Origin of the sequence: Pseudomonas sp. HY13-MNA-CIBAN-0226, from assembly GCF_040310305.1 — a bacterium.
GTDB classification, from domain to species: domain Bacteria; phylum Pseudomonadota; class Gammaproteobacteria; order Pseudomonadales; family Pseudomonadaceae; genus Aquipseudomonas; species Aquipseudomonas gregormendelii.
This window is the reverse complement of record NZ_JBEOPS010000522.1, coordinates 1-245: the sequence shown is the minus strand read 5'-3', so window position 1 is coordinate 245 and position 245 is coordinate 1. Positions and strand designations below refer to the sequence as shown.

The 245-nt window shown below is 64.9% G+C and carries 1 protein-coding gene; it reads right to left on the bottom strand.

The window, feature by feature from the left end:
- The coding region (locus AAEZ05_RS29745; protein WP_350650233.1) for a solute carrier family 23 protein at positions 1 to 245 on the bottom strand (245 nt) is incomplete at both ends.

Genomic DNA, 245 nt, shown 5'->3' with positions numbered 1-245 from the left:
CCATGGCCAGGCCGATCGAGATGATCACCGGGCCGATGACCACGGGCGGCAGCAGCCGGTCGATAAAACCGGTGCCCTTGACCTTCACGGCCAGGCCCAGGAACGTATAGACGAAACCCGCCGCCATCACCCCGCCCATGGTCGCCGCCAGGCCGAACTGGCCCTTGGCGAGAATGATCGGGGTGATGAACGCGAAGCTCGATGCCAGAAATACCGGCACCTGCCGCCCTGTCACCACCTGGAAC